Here is a 14,268-nt window from a genome sequence, read left to right as displayed (position 1 = left end):
AATCACGCATGCGATGGTAGTGACCCCGCATGCGTTTTCCCTAGCGGGCGAACCATGAGGCCGGCTAGAACGCCATGCGCACCCCGACGTGGGTGGCGCGGCTGTTGCCGCCGCGGTCCAGGCCCGCCTGCGTGGTGGCGCCGGTCACTGCGTAGGACGCGCCGTTGCGGTTGCGCACGCGGCCATGGTCGGCGTACAGACTGGTGCGCTTGGACAGCGCATAGATGTAGGCAATGCCGAACTGCGTCGCGTCCCGGTTCAGCGGCCCCTTGTCGTCGACGCGCACCACCTGCGCAAGCACGGTGCTCAAACCGAAAGGCACCGCCACCCCGATCGACGCGCTGCGGTCTTTCTGCCCGCTGTAGTAGCCCACCAGCGGGAAGCCCGCGAACATGATGTTGTTGTCCGCTGCCGCGTGGGTGGCCGGTGTGGTTGCGATGCCCGGATTGCGAAAGGTCGCGTACGAGCCGAACAGCTTGGCCACGCCGAAGTCGTAAGCGGCCGCGGAGTGGAACCAGCGCAAGGTGCTGGCATCGGCCAGTTGCTTGTAGGTCGAATAGCCGATGGCGGCACTCACCCCATGCCCCACGTAGAACACGGAAGCGGCGGTGCTCGCGCCGGCCTTGGAGCGTGCTGCCGTGCCGCTGGTGACCGTGGTTTCACCGGGCGAGTAAGACAGCTTGGTGATGAAGCCACCCAGGTTCGGTGACTGGTACCAGATGGTGTTGTTGACCCGTCCCGGCGCGGGCTGGATCCCTTGAAGATTGCCGCCACCGCCAAGCCCGAATGCGTCGCCCACCGCCTGGACCTCGGAGCCGATGGCCACCACGGTGCGCCCCAGGCGGATCTCGCCCATCGAGCCCGACAGGCCGACAATCGATCCGCGGCCGAACGACTTGGCGCCCGCCCCCTGGTTCTGCCCCAGCGTGCCCGCGTCGGAGTTGAGCCCCATCTCCAGCAGGAAGTTGGCGCGCAGCCCGTCGCCCAGGTCTTCGCTGCCCTTGAAGCCAAGGCGCGAACCGTTCATGTGGCCGCTGTCCAGGCGCTTCACGCGCCCCCCGGCATTGGTGGCATATGCCAGGCTGGTGTCGATCAGCCCATAGACCGTCAGGCTCGACGGCGACGCCGCCATGCCTCCGGCGGGCAGCACGATCTGTCTCAACTCCTCTTTCTGCGCCTGTTGGGCGAATGCGAACGGTGTGCCGCAAAGAATTGCAGTGGCGGCTGCGAATGGCTTGAAGAATCTCGGCAAGATTTGTCTCCTCGTAGGGGATTTTTTGAGCGCGGGCCCGTTGAAGGGAGCCCGGCCGCCTTCAGGACTCGCCTGCAGGCCGGCACGCAGAAAGCCACCCTCCGGCAAGGCCAGGGGCGGCAATCAGGAAAAAAAGCGAGGGACTCTTGTCTCTTCGGGCGGGTGCGCAGCGGTGAGGCGCCGGCTACGGCAGCGATGCCGTCAGCGCGTACCAGGGGTCGTCGGGAAAGCGGCCGCCGTTCGGCTGGCGCACGCCGAAGCGCTCGGCTTCGGTGCCGACCGGCGCCGCCGACTCGCGGATCCAGTCGTACGCCACGGTGCGGGCGGCCACACGCCATTCGCCCGCGCCGCGCCGCTCGAAGCGGTCGATGTAGCGGCCGACGAGAAATGTCTCGCGCTCCTTGCCTTGCGCGTCTGCGTCGACCTGGAAAGCCTGGAAGTAACTCTCCACTGCCGCCTCGGCACCGCGCAGCTCGATCGAGATGTTGCCGATCATGTGGATCACCCGGCCGCTCTCCTTGAGCTTGGCCAGTGCCCAGTCGATGAAGCCGTTGGCGCTGCCGCTGTAGGGGCCGTGGCGGTCGGTGGCATCGGGCCAGTAGGACGAGCGCAGCGCTGCCTCGTCGCAGCGGTCGATGCCGCGGCAATAGCGGTAGAGGCATGTACGGATGGCCTCGCGCGCGGTCAAGGTTTCGAGTTGCGCCTCCAGCGCGGCCAGGCGTTCTTCAGATGGCATGCGAATGCTCCTTCGTTTCCGTTTCACGCAGCACGATCACCGCGTCGAGGCATGCGGCGCCTTCGGCGCGCACCACGAACGGATTGATGTCGACGCTTTCCAGCTCGTGCGCATGCGCCATGCCGAAGTCGGACAGGCGGCACAGTGCATCGATCAGCGCAGCCTCGTCGTAGCGCGGCCCGCCGCGCCAGCCGCGCAGCAGTTGCGTCGAGCGAACGCGCTCGATCAGTCCGGCGGCGCGCGCCGGCGTCAGCGGCGCGGAAGCGAAGGCCACGTCCTTGAACAGCTCGACGGCCGTGCCGCCCGAGCCGTACATCACCATCGGCCCGAACGTCGGGTCGCGGTGGATGCCCAGGATGACCTCGACACCGCCCTGCAGCATCGGCGCGATCAGCACGCCCTCCAGGCGCGCGTCGGGCCGCGCCTTGCCGGCGCGCGCCATCAGCGCTGCGTACGCCGCCTCGACCGCCGCTGCGTCCTGCAGGCCGAGCATGACGCCGCCGACCTCGGTCTTGTGGGGGATGTCGGGCGAGACGATCTTGGCGACCACCGGGAAGCCCAGGGCCCGCGCGGCAGCCGCGGCTTCGCCGGCGCTGCGGCACAGGCGCTCCGGCGGCACGGGCAGGCCGGCTTGCGCCAGCGCGCGCTTGGCGCCGTCCTCGGTCGAAACGTCTCCGCGCAGCGACGCGGCGGGCACTCGCTGCACCGGCGTGTAGAGGGCCAGCCGGCGCGCGCGGATGTGCGCCAGCGCGGCCAGCGCACGCACCGCGCGCGAGGGGTCCTCGAAGACCGGAATGCCGTGCTGTTCGAGCGCCTGGTTGACCTCGGGCTTCGACAGCATCACCAGCACCATGAGCCGGTCCGGATGCCGCTGGCGCTGCGCGATCAGTTCGGCCTGCGTCGAGGCGAAGCGCTCGGGGGACAGGCCCACGTGCGCCAGGTAGGCGAACACGGTGCCATAGTCCGTGTGGTCCAACATGATGCCCACGGTGCGCGACACGCCGCTGGCAACCGATGTGACCTGCGCCGTCATGTCCAGCGGATTGCTCGCCACCGCGAACGGCAGCAGCTCGAGCACCGCACGGCGCGCAGCCTCGGGTAGCGGCGGCAGCGACATGCCGCGCCCACCGCCGTCGTCGGCCATCAGCACGCCGATGCCGCCGGAGCCGGTGACGATGCCCATGCCGGCGTTGTGCGGCAGCGCGTTCGCGACCGAGAACACGTAGGCGATGTCGAGCATCTCCTCAAGCGATTCGGGCCGCCAGGCGCCGCACTCCGCAAAGACGGTGTCGTAGACCGCGTCGTTGCCGGCCAGCGAGCCTGTGTGCGTCGAGGCTGCGGCGGCGCCGACCTCGGTGCGCCCCACTTTCATGATGAGCACGGGCTTGCCGGCGGCGGCGGCCTTCAGCAACGCGCGCCGCAGGCGCTCGCCGTCGCGGCAGGATTCCAGCGCGGCGCAGATGACGCGCGTGCCGGCATCGTCCACGAGATAGTCGATGCACTCCGCCACGTCGACGTCGCCTTCGTTGCCGGTCGCGATGATCTTGCTGAAGCCCAGCCCGCGCAGCGATGCCATGCCATAGGCGGCGGAGCCGAAGGCGCCGCTTTGCGTGGCGAGCGCGATGGGCCCGGCCTTGGGCTTCAGGCCATTCAGCGCGGTGGAGAAGGTCGAGAAGAAGCGCGTGGGCACGTTGAGCAGACCCAGCGAGTTGGGCCCTACCATGCGCACGCCGGCATCGCGGCACATCTGCACCAGGCGGTCCTGCAGCGCCCGGCCGGCGTCGTCGATCTCGGCAAAGCCGGCGGTCAGCACCTGGATCGCCTTCACGCCCTTGCGAATGCTGTCGCGCACCGCCGCTTCCACGCCGGCCACCGGCACGGCGATGACGGCCTGGTCGACCGGATGCGGAATGTCCAGCACGCTGGCGAAGGCGGGCAGGCCCTGGATGGTGTCGCCGCTCCTGTTGACCGGATAGAGCGGCGCCTCGAAGCCGCCTTCGAGCATGAAGCGCAGTGGCCGTCCGCCGATGCGCTCGGGATCGGACGAGGCGCCGATCAACGCCACCGACGAAGGATGAAAAAGCGAATCAAGCGAATGCATCACAGGCTCCTCAATGCAGCGCGGCATCGGCGGCGAGCCGATCGAGCTGGCTGAAACGATCGCCCCACTGCTGGCTGCAGGCGAGGGCATGCATGGCCAGGCGCGCCGCAGGCAGTTCGCGCGACATGCCGATGCCGCCGTGCAGCTGGATGGCCGTCTCCGCGACCTGGCGGCCGGTGACGGCCAGGTACAGCTTCACGAGTGCGAGTTCGCGGCGCGCCTCGCGCCCCGGCAGCGCCCCGCGCAAGCCGTCCAGCACCTGCACCTGCTGGCGCACCATGCCGCGCACGTTCTCGTAGGCCACGTACATCTCCACCACCTTGTGGCGCAAGGCCTGGAAGGTGGCGAGCGCCACGCCGAACTGCTCGCGCATGCTCAGGTACTCGATGGTCTGCTCGATCATGGCGCCGATGGCACCGACCATCTGCGCGCACGACAGCAACGCACCCACCGCATTGGCATGCCCCACCAGCGGGCGAACCATGTCGCCGTGCAGCAGCACGGCGGCTTCGGGCAGTGCGAGCCCCGCGACGTCGATGTCCGCGGTGTGGCGTGCATCGATGCCCATGTAGCCGCGCGCGGAGGCGGCCAGCTCGGCCAGCGCGGCGCGCGGCAGCAGGACCAGCGCGTCCTTGCCATCCAGCGCGGCCAGCACGAGCAGGTGCGTCACCGGCTCGGTCAGGTCGGCGCCGCGCAGGCAGCCGTCGAACACCACGCGCCCGCCCTCCAGGCGCGCCGTAGGTGCGGGCTCGTCGAGTGCCAGCACCGGACAGACCGAGGCCTCGCCGCTTGCAATCTCGCCCAGCAGCGCATCGGCGGCGGGGTTGCCGGCGATGCGCGACAGCAAGGTCGGCGCCACGGCGCAGCGTTCGACCAGCGGTGCGGCCAGCGCATGGCGGCCGGCCGCCTCGGCGATGGCCGCGATGTCGCCCAGCGAGGCACCGGCGCCGCCCCTGGCCTCGGCCACCAGCACGGCTTGCCAGCCCAGGTCCAGGAACTGGCGCCAGGCCGCACCCGCCGCGCGGGCATCGGCGTCGGCACCGGCCGTGGCGGCTGCGGAAGAAGCGACGCGCAAGGTCGTGTCGTAGAGGTCGCCGGGGAACATCGGCTCAGCATGGAATGGCATGGATCAAGCTCCGAACAGGTCGCGCGCGATGACGTTCTTTTGAACTTCGCTGGTGCCGCCGGCAATGGTGCGCGAGCGGTAGAAAAGATAGGTGTGCACGAGCTCGCGCTGCAGGTCGACGTCCTGCTCGGCATCGACACCGGTGGACGCCACCAGCCGCGCCGCGTACGCCGGGCCCGCAATGTCGAGTGCAATGCCGATGATCTGCTGCGACAGGTCGGAGCAGAAGAGCTTGAGCGCCGACGACTTGGACGCCGCCAGCGTGCCCTGCATCTCCTCCTGGATGGCGCTCAGCAGCATCTCGCGCGCGCCCTTCACGCCGGCCTGGGCCAGGTAGAGGCGTTCCAGCAGCACATGGAAGCTGGGCGAGGCGGCCGCGGCGGGATTGGCGCCGCGCCGAGCCATCAAGAGCTCCTCGACCTGCTCGGCGAGCCGGGCCAGGCGCGGCACGGTCGCGGGCGAGAGGCGTTCGCGGTCGAGCAGGAACTTGGCGCATTTCCAGCCCTCGCCTTCGGCGCCGACCAGGTTTTCGCACGGCACGCGCACGTCGTTGAGGAACACCTCGTTGACGTGGTGCCAGTGGTCGATGGTGGGAATCGGGCGCACCTCGATGCCGGGCGCGTTCATTGGCACCAGCAGCAGCGAGATGCCGGCCTGCTTGCGCCCTTCGCTCGAGGTGCGCACCAGCGTGTACATCATGTCGGCCTCCTGCGCGTGCGAGGTCCAGATCTTCTGGCCGTTGAGCACGTAGTGATCGCCATCGCGCCGTGCGGATGTCTTGAGCGAAGCCAGGTCGGAACCGGCACCGGGTTCTGAGTAGCCTTGGCACCACCACTCGCTGCCGTCGAGGATGCGTGGCAGGAAGCGCGCCTTCTGCGCCTCGGTGCCGAAGTGCAGGATCACCGGGCCGATGTGGCCCAGGCCGTGGTGGTACTGCGGCGGGCAATCGGCCTGCGCGGTGATCTCCTCGAACAGGTAGCGCTGCTGCAGGTCCCAGCCCGTGCCACCGTGGGCCACCGGCCAGTTGGGCGCGGCCCAGCCGCGGGCGAAGAGCTTCTCCTGCCAGATGCGGTACTCGTTGCGCGTGATCTTGCGATTGCTGCGCACGAAGCGCTTGAGGTCTTCCGGGCACTGCTCGGCGGCGAACTGGCGCAGTTCCTCGCGGAAAGCGGCGTAGGGATCGGTCGATGTTGGACTTGTCATGTGTCTTGTCGGGTCTCAATGAAAGCTGCTGGACATCGGGTCTTCCTCAGTCGAGCTGAATGCGGCGCTCGCGGATCACTGGCGCCCAGCGGTCGTGCTCGGCGCGCAGGTAGGCTGCAAACTCGGGCTGGGTCATGAGGCGCGGCTCCACGCCGGCGCGCTCGATGGCCGCGCGTATCTCGGGGGTCTCCAGCACAGCGCGCAGGTCGGCATAAATGCGTTGCTGCAGTTCGGCCGGCGTCTTGCTCGGCAGGAAAAGACCGAACCAGCCGCCTGCGGCGAAGCCCGCGAGTTGCGGCACGCCCGAGCGCGCGATGGGCACCAGCCCGGGCAAGCGCGCCACGGGTGCGTCGCTGGCCACGCCAAGGGCCTTGAGCCGGCCGGCGCGCACATGGGACATGGATGCAGGGGAATCGAACATCGCCTGCACCTGGCCGCCCAGCAGATCGTTCAGCGCGGGCCCGTTGCCGCGGTAAGGCACATGCACGATGTCGATGCCCGCCAGCGAAGCCAGCAATTCCGCAGCGATGTGCGGGCTCGATCCGTTGCCCGAAGATGCGAACACCACCTGCTTCGGATGCGCCTTGGCATAGGCGATCAACTCGGGCACGGTATCGACGGGCAGCTTGGCCGACACGAACAGCACGCTGGGCGCATCTGCCACGATGGTGACGGGCACCAGCGCGGCAGGGTCGTAGGGCAGGTTCTTCATCAGCAGCGGATTGCCGATGTAGCCGAAGGCGGTGAGCAGCAGCGTGTAGCCGTCGCCGGGCGCACGTGCGGCTGCGGCGGTGCCGATCGAGGTCCCTCCCCCGTTTCGGTTGTCGATCACCACCGGCTGTCCCCAGCGTGCGGACAGCGCTGGCGCAATGACGCGTGCCAGGTTGTCGGTCAGTCCGCCAGCCGCGTACGGAACGATCAGCTGCACTGGCTTGTCAGGAAACGCCAGGGCCAGAACCGGTGCCGCGGCCAGTACGCCGGAGCACACCGAAAGAAGGAATCGTTGAAGGGCTTGCATCGTTGAATCTCGAGCAAAGTTTACTTAACGGCCGGTAAGTTAATAACCGGGTTTACCCTCTCGGGCAATGCGGCGCGCATTCGCGCCACCGTGTCCGGAAGATCAGGTGCGCGGTGTCGCGCGCAGGCCGCCGAAGGCCATGTCGAGGTACTGCTCGATCACCTCGCGCGTGCTCAGCCGCCCCTTGGGCGAATGCCAGCGGCAGATGTGGTTGAGCATCGACAGCAGCATGCGCCCGGCAATGGCAGGGTCGACCTTGCGAACCTCACCCTTGGCGATGGCCTCGGCGATGCAATCACGCAGGAGGTGTTCGTACTCGTCGCGCAGATAGACGGCGCCCGCGCGCGGATCGCCCTCGCTGCCGGACCAGAAGGCGTTGGAGCCCGCGATCCACGAATTGCGGTTGCGGTCCAGGAAGTCGGCCGACGACTCCATGAACAGGCGCACCTTGTCCAGCGGGCTCGTGCCGCGGGACATCGCCTCGCGCACCGAGTCCACCAGCGTCTGCATCGACTCGAGCACGATGCGTTCGTACAACGCTTCCTTGTTGGGGAAGTGGTAGTAGAGCGCAGCCTTGGTGATCTTGGCTTCGTCGGCAATGTCGCGCAGCGAAGTGCCTTCGTAGCCCTTCTTGGCGAACAGCCGGCAGGCGATCTCGGTCAACTGCTCTTGGCGCACGTCGGACTTGCGCCTAGAGCCCCGTTCCGGATCGGTCGCCTCGGCGACGTTGGACAGGGTGGCCATGGGGCGAAGGTCCTCTTGAAGTTCTGGCGTGGAAGCCCGCGGGAGCGCCTGGATACGCAGGTGCGCGAACCCGCGGGATCAAAAATAATAGCACGCACATGCGTGGCGCACGGCCGGGCACCGCCTGCCGTCAGCGTCCGGTGTAGACCGGCGCGCGCTTCTCGAGAAAGGCGCGCTGCGCTTCCTTCGCGTCTTCCGTTTTTGACAGCGCCACCGTGTTGCCCTGCTCGTAGCGGTAGGCATCGCGCGAAGGCATCACCTGTGTCATGCGCGCAGCTTCCTTGGCCAGGCGCAGCGCGATCGGGCTCTTGGAGGCGATCTCTGCGGCAATTTCCATCGCATAGGGCATGAGCTTGTCGGCCGGCAGACAGGCTTCCACGAGGCCGAGTCGGTACAACTCCTGGCCAGTGACCTTCATGCCCGTGTAGAACATGCGCCGTGCGCGCGAGCGCCCGAACACCTCTTGCAGAAAGGTCACGCCGCCGGCAAGGCCGACGTTGATCTCGGGCATCGAGACGAACGCGTCCTCCGAGGCAACCCAGATGTCGGAAGCCATGACTAGGCCGAAACCCGCACCCATCGCCGGACCGTTGATCGCGGCGATGACGGGCTTGGCGCACTCGACGACCGCATAGTAGGACTCGCGCACCAACCGGTTGTGGCGGCCGTAGGCGCCCGGCGTCGCGCCGAGATTGGGGCGCTCGCGGATGTCGGCACCCGCCGAAAAGGTCTTGCCGCTGCCGGTGAGGACGACCACCGACACGTCCTCGCGGTCGGAAAGCTCGTCGAACGCCTGAGTCAGTTCGCTGCGCAGTTCGGCGTTCTGGGCATTGACGGGAGGACGATCGAGCGTGACCACCGCGATCCGATCCTTGACCACTAGCTGCAACGTGTTGAAAGCCATCATGTCTCCTTGAAATTCAATAAGATATTACCTGTCGCACGGTAAGTTATTTTGGAGCAGAAGTTTCTTTCCTGGCAAATCATGAGGACACCAGGCAGTCGCAGTCGAGACAGGGGCAGCGAGCTTTGCGATCCACGCAGCGGCGCAGCGTGGCTGGAGATGGCTCTTGTAGCTTCGTTCCGATCGGCCAGGCGGCAGCTGCTGCGCGTACAGGGCCATCGCCTCGCCAAGCAGTTCGACCATGCGAGGGTGATAGGCCTGGTGGAAGGCCTTCATGTCGGCACCAATTGTCGGTCGCAGCCAATGAGCGGGCCTGCTCTGCGGCCAAGGCGTCGCGGTAGATTTGCCGTTTTTCGGCGGGGGTATCGCGAAGTGTCATCGACATTCGAACTCGCTCAAAAAGTCCGAAGGTAGCAGAGGCGCTGGCGTCGTGACCGAACGGCATGGGCCATATGCGCCGACGCTGTCGCGATGTAGTAGACTTGTCGTTCACCGAACTATTCATTCAATGATTCAATGAGCGCCGCAACCCGATCATCGGGAGCCCGCGAGGCAGACAGAAAGACGCTCGTCCGTCACGCTCTTTCCCAGGGACCGAGGCCTGTTGGCGAGCTGCTTGCGCTCCTTCAAGTCAGTCAAGCAACCTTCTCTCGGACCATTCACGAATTCGGTGCCGAAGTTCTTCGATTCCGGGAACCTGGCGTGCGCACGCCCCGCTACGCACTCGTCCGCACCGAACCCGTGCCCACCCCTCAGCCCATCTTCCGGGTGAGCGAGGATGGTCGGGTCACAGAGATTGGCGCCGTCAACTTTCTCCGAGGTGGCACCTGGGTCGATCTTGGCGGGCCAGACAGCCGCTTGCACGAAGGGCTGCCGCCGGCCATGGCATTCGCGGCGCCGTCCGGCTACCTCGGCGCACGGATCGCGAAGGTCGTGGCCACAGAAATTGGGGTGCCCTCCTCCCTTCGCGACTGGTCCGACGATCACCGGGTGAAGTTCCTCTGCTCGGTCGGGTCGGATGTGGCTGGGGCGCTCATGTGGGGCGCCAGTTCGTTCGCGGCCCACATGGCGTCGCGGCAGGTCCCGCCGATCACGACCGCCGACATTCCTCGGGCCTATCAGGATTTGGCGAACGCGACGAGCCAGACGGGCGCCGGCAGCAGCGCGGGCGGCGAACAGCCCAAGTTCACGTGCGAGACAGAGGCGAATGGGCATCTCATTGTGAAGTTTGCACGCGTCGGGACCCGCTCCTCGGAAATGCTTCTCCTGGAGGACTTGGCGTTGCGCGCCCTCGGCGAGTCCGGGATGCCAGCGGCTCCGGCTCGCTACTTCGAGATGGAGGAGTACGGCTTCCTCGAGGTCGAGCGCTTCGACCGAGTCGGGCGGTTCGGCCGCCGGGGAATGATCTCCGCAGGGGCGATCGATGACGAGCTGTTCAGGATGCGGGACAACTGGCCATCGTTCGCGCAGCGCTGCGAGGAAGCAGGAATGATCGGGCCTGACTCCGTGCGGCGGATCCTCGTGCTGACCGCCTTCTCAGAGCTGATCGGCAATGGCGATCGACACTTTGAGAATCTCTCGCTCATGACCGACGAGCGAGGGCGACCTACCGAGGTATCGCCGGCCTACGACATGCTCCCCATGATGTACGCGCCCGTCGGAGGCGGCATCGAGCCGCCCTTGCGGCTCGTCACGCCATCGTTTCAGTCGCTGGGGGCCAGGCCTGAGGTCTGGGAGCAGGCGTTCGAAGCGGCACACCGCTTCTGGACAGCCGCCGCAGCGGACCCGCGGCTCTCACCGGAGATGCGCGAAATCGGCGCCAGGAACGCTCAACACATTGGTGAAATAGTGGCCCCTCTGCTCCCGGTGCTGGAGGACCCTGACCGGGATTCAGCAGGCGATACGAATCAGCCGCATTGAGCTGTGCTGCGTTCTGCGCAGTGCGGCGGGGGCCCAACGGATCGGTTGCGGCCCTCAGTCCCTTAGTTCGAGAGCCGAGGCTGGACCCCGGCGCGGGCAAGACCAGGGGATTTGTCTCAGCAGTGCCGAGACTTTCTCGCCCGCGTCGACATAGGTCTCGTAGAACTGCCGCATGCGGAACAGGTTCGGCCGCGAAAAGCCTCGGAGCCCATGCCGCCGTCTCGCTTTTAGACCTGCGTTTCATACCCGAAGCTCCGAATCGGCACCTGCGAACCTGCGGCGCAGCAGGGCTCCATACCGCAATTTGACAGCAATTCGAAACTTTCTGTCCTGTTTCGAGTATGGGCACTAAAGACATGCGAGCTGCAAGACCCGATGTGCTACAAGTGTGCTACACTTGCACACCGTCAACGTCATGAGGTCCATCAACATGCCGACAACGACCATCCGTCTTGAAGATGAGCTCAAGGCCCGCATCGCGGCTGCGGCTGCGAGGTCGGGCAGGTCTTCGCACGCGTTCATTCTGGACGCGCTGTCCGACATGGTCGAGCGCAGCGAATTGGACGAGGAATTGCATCGGATCGCAGACAAGCGGTGGGCGGCGCTGCAGCGCACCGGCGAATCGGTCGCCTGGGAGGACGCTGCGGCTTACTTGAAGGCACGCGCGGCCGGCCAGAAACCGCGCCGGCCTATGGCGCGCAGGCCGGCGCCCTGACCGGGCCATGGTCCGCATCGAGCTGGCACCGGAGGTTCTGGATGACATCGACCGCTTCATCGACCATCTGGAACAACACCAGGTCGCCGATGTGGCGAGCCGGGTCGGGGAGATTCTCGAGGCCATTCAGATCCTTTCGCGCAGCCCGCTGATCGGCCGCCCCGTCGCAGGCGGAAAGCGCGAGCTGATCATCGGCAAGGGCAACCGCGGCTATGTGGCGCTGTACCGTTACCTGGCTGGGATCGAGACCGTCTTCATCCTGGCACTGCGAGCCCAGCGCGAGTCCGGGTTCAAGCACTGAAGGACCGCCTGCCCGCGCCTTCAGCCTAGCGCACCGAACGCGGCTCACCGCATCCCCTCCCTCCCCCTCTCGCCTCGACCCAGGCGGCACAGCACCGAGTCGAGCGCCCCCACACACGGCGCGCAGCACCGTCCCCTTTTCGACGCGGAACTTGCGCGCTAGTCACGCGGGCGGCGTCGAACCTTCTTTCCAATCGGTCGGCCACCTTTTCGAGCAATCAAGCCGCTCGCGCTGATTCATCACCGGCGTCGGGCCACCGAAGCCGAAGGCGTCCATGCGACTGGCCGTCTGCGAACCGACCGGCAACGGTTGCGTACGGTCCGGCGGCTATGATCCGCCCGCCGCCGAAGAGCGGCTTGTCGGACCACGGAGTGAGGAGAAAAAGCCATGATCGGTTTCGAGGCCCGCGCGCATCGTCGCGCGGTGGGAGTGTGCGCGCTGCTGGCGCTAGCCGGCCTGACGGCTTGCGTGGCGCCGCCGAGCTACAGGAATCGTCCCGTCGCGGCGGACGCACCGTCGATGTTCGTGCTCGCGCATGCGGCGATCGTGGAGGAGCCGCGGCACGCCACTCGCCACCTCGACGACGCGAAGACCATCGTCTACACGCAGACACAGGGCGGCAGTCTGACGGCCGGCCTGGTGTTCGGTGCCCTGGGCGCGCTCGCCAACATGGGCATGGTCGACAGCCAGACCGGCCTCGATGCGGCCCGCATGAAGGGCAAGCTCAGGCTCGAGCCGCGGCAGTTGTTCCTCGATGCGGCGATCCGGCAGGGGCTCGAGCTCGCCGATGTTGGCGGCGCAGTGCGCACGGGCGCAACGCCCTATCTCTCCATCAGCAAGTCGCCCAACGGCAGGCTGGTGGCGGCTGCGGCAGTCCAGCTCGAACAGGGCAGCGGGGCCGATCGGTGGTCGGGCCTGTACATGTACCAGTTGCCCTCGATCTACAGCCTCGACGAACTGGCCCGGCCCTCGGAGGACCTTCAGCGCAAGCTCGCTTCGGAGGCCGCGCAGGGCTTCGGCGAACTCGCGGCCTTCATCGCCAGGGAGGAAGCCGGCAGGAAGGACGCGTCCGCGAAGGCCCCGCCCGAGCGGGAGTTCGTCTTCTCGACGGAACTGCTGACACCGGGCGGCGGGTATCCGATGCCTGCACGCCTCATCGCAAGCTCTCAGGATATCGTGTGGTGCCGGACCTTCGACGGCGTGTTTGCGCTGCGTCGGTCGAGCATGAAGATTCGGACCCGGGGGATTTGATGGGGCGTGGGTGCACTGCCAATGCCACCCATTGCCCCTGCGCCTGCAGCATGAACGACTAGAGCGGCGAAAGATGTTCGACTAAGATACTTTTACGCACCGGATGACGAGCTCGCCAAACTCATCCTGTGGTTCGGTCAGCTAAACACCAAACAGCGGAAGTCGCTGCTCGAATTCGCAAGTCATATCAAATCGTCTTCGTAGGTGACGGTTGCGGAGTTCCGTCGAAGAAGGTAGCTGTCCATGATCCAGCCGTGCTCCTCGCGGGCTGCTGCGCGAAGCGCAGAGATGCGTGGTCCCGTGCTGGCCAGAGGGCCGGCAAGAAGCAATTGGTGCGGCATCCCCAGATACGCTGCCCAATAGATCTCAATGCCCTCCGGGGGTAGAACCTGAAAAGCGCCGGCACCGTCGAGCAGGACCACGACCGTGTCCAGGCCTGCCGGCCAGCCGCCGGCCCTCAACTGACGTCCGGTGGTGATCAGCACCGGGGCCCCCAGGGTGTTGAGCGGGATGGCGTGTGCGGCGGTCAACAACTGAATACTGCTCAGGCCGGGAATCACCTCGACCCGCAGCGCCATGCCAGCCGTTTGCAACCGTTCGGCAATGCGCATGCTGGAGTCGTAGAGGGAGGGGTCTCCCCAGACCAGCAGTGCCACGCGACCGCCATGAGGCAGGCATGTGGCGATCTGCTCCGCCCACACGGCGGCGATGGCGGCGTGCCACTCGTGCACGCCGTCAAGATAGCTGGGCGCGGCGATGTCGCGCACAGGCAGATCGAACTCGACCAGTCGGGCCTGGCCGTTCAGATGCGTTGCGCAGATCTTGCGGCGCAAGTCGGCGAGCTCGGCCTTGTCGGCGCCCTTGCGCGGAATCAGGATGAGGTCGGCGCGGTTCAGTGCACCGATGGCCTGGAGCGTGAGATGCTCGGGATTGCCGGTGCCGATGCCAATCAGCATCAGTTCGATCGTGGAAACGGAAACGGCATCCATCAGCGGGC

Annotated in this window: 13 protein-coding genes and 1 pseudogene; 4 read left to right on the top strand and 10 right to left on the bottom strand. The window is 66.8% G+C overall.

Annotated elements, in window-relative coordinates; genetic code table 11:
- Window positions 1–64: 64 nt before the first annotated feature.
- From ACJ7Z0_RS02590 to ACJ7Z0_RS02555, 8 genes are all read right to left on the bottom strand, one after another.
- Window positions 65–1,252: a porin gene (locus tag ACJ7Z0_RS02590; RefSeq protein WP_434788536.1), complete on the bottom strand. Its 1,188-nt coding sequence runs from the start codon at window positions 1,250–1,252 to the stop codon at window positions 65–67.
- A gap of 184 nt (window positions 1,253–1,436) precedes the next feature.
- Window positions 1,437–1,988 carry a nuclear transport factor 2 family protein gene (locus ACJ7Z0_RS02585; protein WP_434788535.1) on the bottom strand — a complete coding sequence of 184 codons (552 nt, stop codon included), beginning with the start codon at window positions 1,986–1,988 and terminating at the stop codon, window positions 1,437–1,439.
- Window positions 1,978–4,089 carry an acetate--CoA ligase family protein gene (locus ACJ7Z0_RS02580; protein WP_434788534.1) on the bottom strand — a complete coding sequence of 704 codons (2,112 nt, stop codon included), beginning with the start codon at window positions 4,087–4,089 and terminating at the stop codon, window positions 1,978–1,980. The genes ACJ7Z0_RS02585 and ACJ7Z0_RS02580 overlap by 11 nt, the downstream gene beginning before the upstream one ends.
- A gap of 10 nt (window positions 4,090–4,099) precedes the next feature.
- The gene (locus ACJ7Z0_RS02575) at window positions 4,100–5,215 is read right to left on the bottom strand and encodes an acyl-CoA dehydrogenase family protein (RefSeq protein ID WP_434788533.1); all 1,116 of its coding nucleotides are present in this window, start codon (window positions 5,213–5,215) and stop codon (window positions 4,100–4,102) included.
- A gap of 3 nt (window positions 5,216–5,218) precedes the next feature.
- Window positions 5,219–6,418 (bottom strand): acyl-CoA dehydrogenase family protein, encoded by a 1,200-nt coding sequence (locus tag ACJ7Z0_RS02570; protein ID WP_434788532.1) that lies wholly within the window; start codon window positions 6,416–6,418, stop codon window positions 5,219–5,221.
- A 46-nt stretch (window positions 6,419–6,464) separates the two neighbouring features.
- A complete protein-coding gene (locus ACJ7Z0_RS02565) occupies window positions 6,465–7,436 on the bottom strand; it encodes a Bug family tripartite tricarboxylate transporter substrate binding protein (protein ID WP_434788531.1) in 972 nt (323 codons plus the stop codon).
- A gap of 102 nt (window positions 7,437–7,538) precedes the next feature.
- The gene (locus ACJ7Z0_RS02560; RefSeq protein WP_434788530.1) at window positions 7,539–8,180 is read right to left on the bottom strand and encodes a TetR/AcrR family transcriptional regulator; all 642 of its coding nucleotides are present in this window, start codon (window positions 8,178–8,180) and stop codon (window positions 7,539–7,541) included.
- A 130-nt stretch (window positions 8,181–8,310) separates the two neighbouring features.
- Window positions 8,311–9,084: an enoyl-CoA hydratase/isomerase family protein gene (locus ACJ7Z0_RS02555; protein WP_434788529.1), complete on the bottom strand. Its 774-nt coding sequence runs from the start codon at window positions 9,082–9,084 to the stop codon at window positions 8,311–8,313.
- 516 nt (window positions 9,085–9,600) lie between these two features.
- Between ACJ7Z0_RS02555 and ACJ7Z0_RS02550 the strand changes: the two genes are divergently transcribed.
- A complete protein-coding gene (locus ACJ7Z0_RS02550; RefSeq protein ID WP_434788528.1) occupies window positions 9,601–11,004 on the top strand; it encodes a HipA domain-containing protein in 1,404 nt (467 codons plus the stop codon).
- A gap of 54 nt (window positions 11,005–11,058) precedes the next feature.
- Here the strand turns inward: ACJ7Z0_RS02550 and ACJ7Z0_RS02545 are convergent.
- Window positions 11,059–11,211: pseudogene (locus ACJ7Z0_RS02545) on the bottom strand (DUF1016 N-terminal domain-containing protein); the annotation flags it as partial.
- A gap of 190 nt (window positions 11,212–11,401) precedes the next feature.
- On the opposite strand from ACJ7Z0_RS02545, the gene ACJ7Z0_RS02540 reads away from it, so the two are divergent.
- The 3 genes from ACJ7Z0_RS02540 to ACJ7Z0_RS02530 all read left to right on the top strand — a co-directional run bounded on the left by ACJ7Z0_RS02540 (window position 11,402) and on the right by ACJ7Z0_RS02530 (window position 13,271).
- Window positions 11,402–11,719 carry a ribbon-helix-helix protein, CopG family gene (locus ACJ7Z0_RS02540; RefSeq protein WP_434788527.1) on the top strand — a complete coding sequence of 106 codons (318 nt, stop codon included), beginning with the start codon at window positions 11,402–11,404 and terminating at the stop codon, window positions 11,717–11,719.
- A 7-nt stretch (window positions 11,720–11,726) separates the two neighbouring features.
- Entirely contained in the window at window positions 11,727–12,020 is a 294-nt protein-coding gene (locus tag ACJ7Z0_RS02535; protein WP_434788526.1) for a type II toxin-antitoxin system RelE/ParE family toxin, read from the top strand.
- Window positions 12,021–12,407: 387 nt separating this feature from the next.
- Window positions 12,408–13,271, top strand: a complete 864-nt coding sequence (locus ACJ7Z0_RS02530) for a hypothetical protein (protein WP_434788525.1) — start codon at window positions 12,408–12,410, stop codon at window positions 13,269–13,271.
- Window positions 13,272–13,453: 182 nt separating this feature from the next.
- On the opposite strand, the gene cobF is transcribed toward ACJ7Z0_RS02530, so the two are convergent.
- Window positions 13,454–14,260 (bottom strand): precorrin-6A synthase (deacetylating), encoded by an 807-nt coding sequence (gene cobF / locus ACJ7Z0_RS02525; RefSeq protein ID WP_434788524.1) that lies wholly within the window; start codon window positions 14,258–14,260, stop codon window positions 13,454–13,456.
- Window positions 14,261–14,268 lie beyond the last annotated feature (8 nt).

The sequence above is a fragment of the Variovorax palleresanus genome (genome assembly GCF_051144945.1).
Taxonomy (GTDB): Bacteria; Pseudomonadota; Gammaproteobacteria; order Burkholderiales; family Burkholderiaceae_C; genus Variovorax; species Variovorax paradoxus_S.
Note: the sequence above shows the minus strand (reverse complement) of the source record. Positions and strands in the feature narration are given on the sequence as shown.

Excerpts from the sequence above, each read along its gene's own strand:
- ACJ7Z0_RS02555 (WP_434788529.1), bottom strand. The coding sequence starts at position 9,084 with ATGGCTTTCAACACGTTGCAGCTAGTGGTCAAGGATCGGATCGCGGTG.
- ACJ7Z0_RS02565 (WP_434788531.1), bottom strand. The coding sequence starts at position 7,436 with ATGCAAGCCCTTCAACGATTCCTTCTTTCGGTGTGCTCCGGCGTACTG.
- ACJ7Z0_RS02550 (WP_434788528.1), top strand. The coding sequence starts at position 9,601 with ATGAGCGCCGCAACCCGATCATCGGGAGCCCGCGAGGCAGACAGAAAG.
- ACJ7Z0_RS02575 (WP_434788533.1), bottom strand. The coding sequence starts at position 5,215 with ATGCCATTCCATGCTGAGCCGATGTTCCCCGGCGACCTCTACGACACG.
- ACJ7Z0_RS02530 (WP_434788525.1), top strand. The coding sequence starts at position 12,408 with ATGATCGGTTTCGAGGCCCGCGCGCATCGTCGCGCGGTGGGAGTGTGC.
- ACJ7Z0_RS02570 (WP_434788532.1), bottom strand. The coding sequence starts at position 6,418 with ATGACAAGTCCAACATCGACCGATCCCTACGCCGCTTTCCGCGAGGAA.
- ACJ7Z0_RS02535 (WP_434788526.1), top strand. The coding sequence starts at position 11,727 with ATGGTCCGCATCGAGCTGGCACCGGAGGTTCTGGATGACATCGACCGC.
- ACJ7Z0_RS02580 (WP_434788534.1), bottom strand. The coding sequence starts at position 4,089 with ATGCATTCGCTTGATTCGCTTTTTCATCCTTCGTCGGTGGCGTTGATC.
- cobF (WP_434788524.1), bottom strand. The coding sequence starts at position 14,260 with ATGGATGCCGTTTCCGTTTCCACGATCGAACTGATGCTGATTGGCATC.
- ACJ7Z0_RS02585 (WP_434788535.1), bottom strand. The coding sequence starts at position 1,988 with ATGCCATCTGAAGAACGCCTGGCCGCGCTGGAGGCGCAACTCGAAACC.
- ACJ7Z0_RS02560 (WP_434788530.1), bottom strand. The coding sequence starts at position 8,180 with ATGGCCACCCTGTCCAACGTCGCCGAGGCGACCGATCCGGAACGGGGC.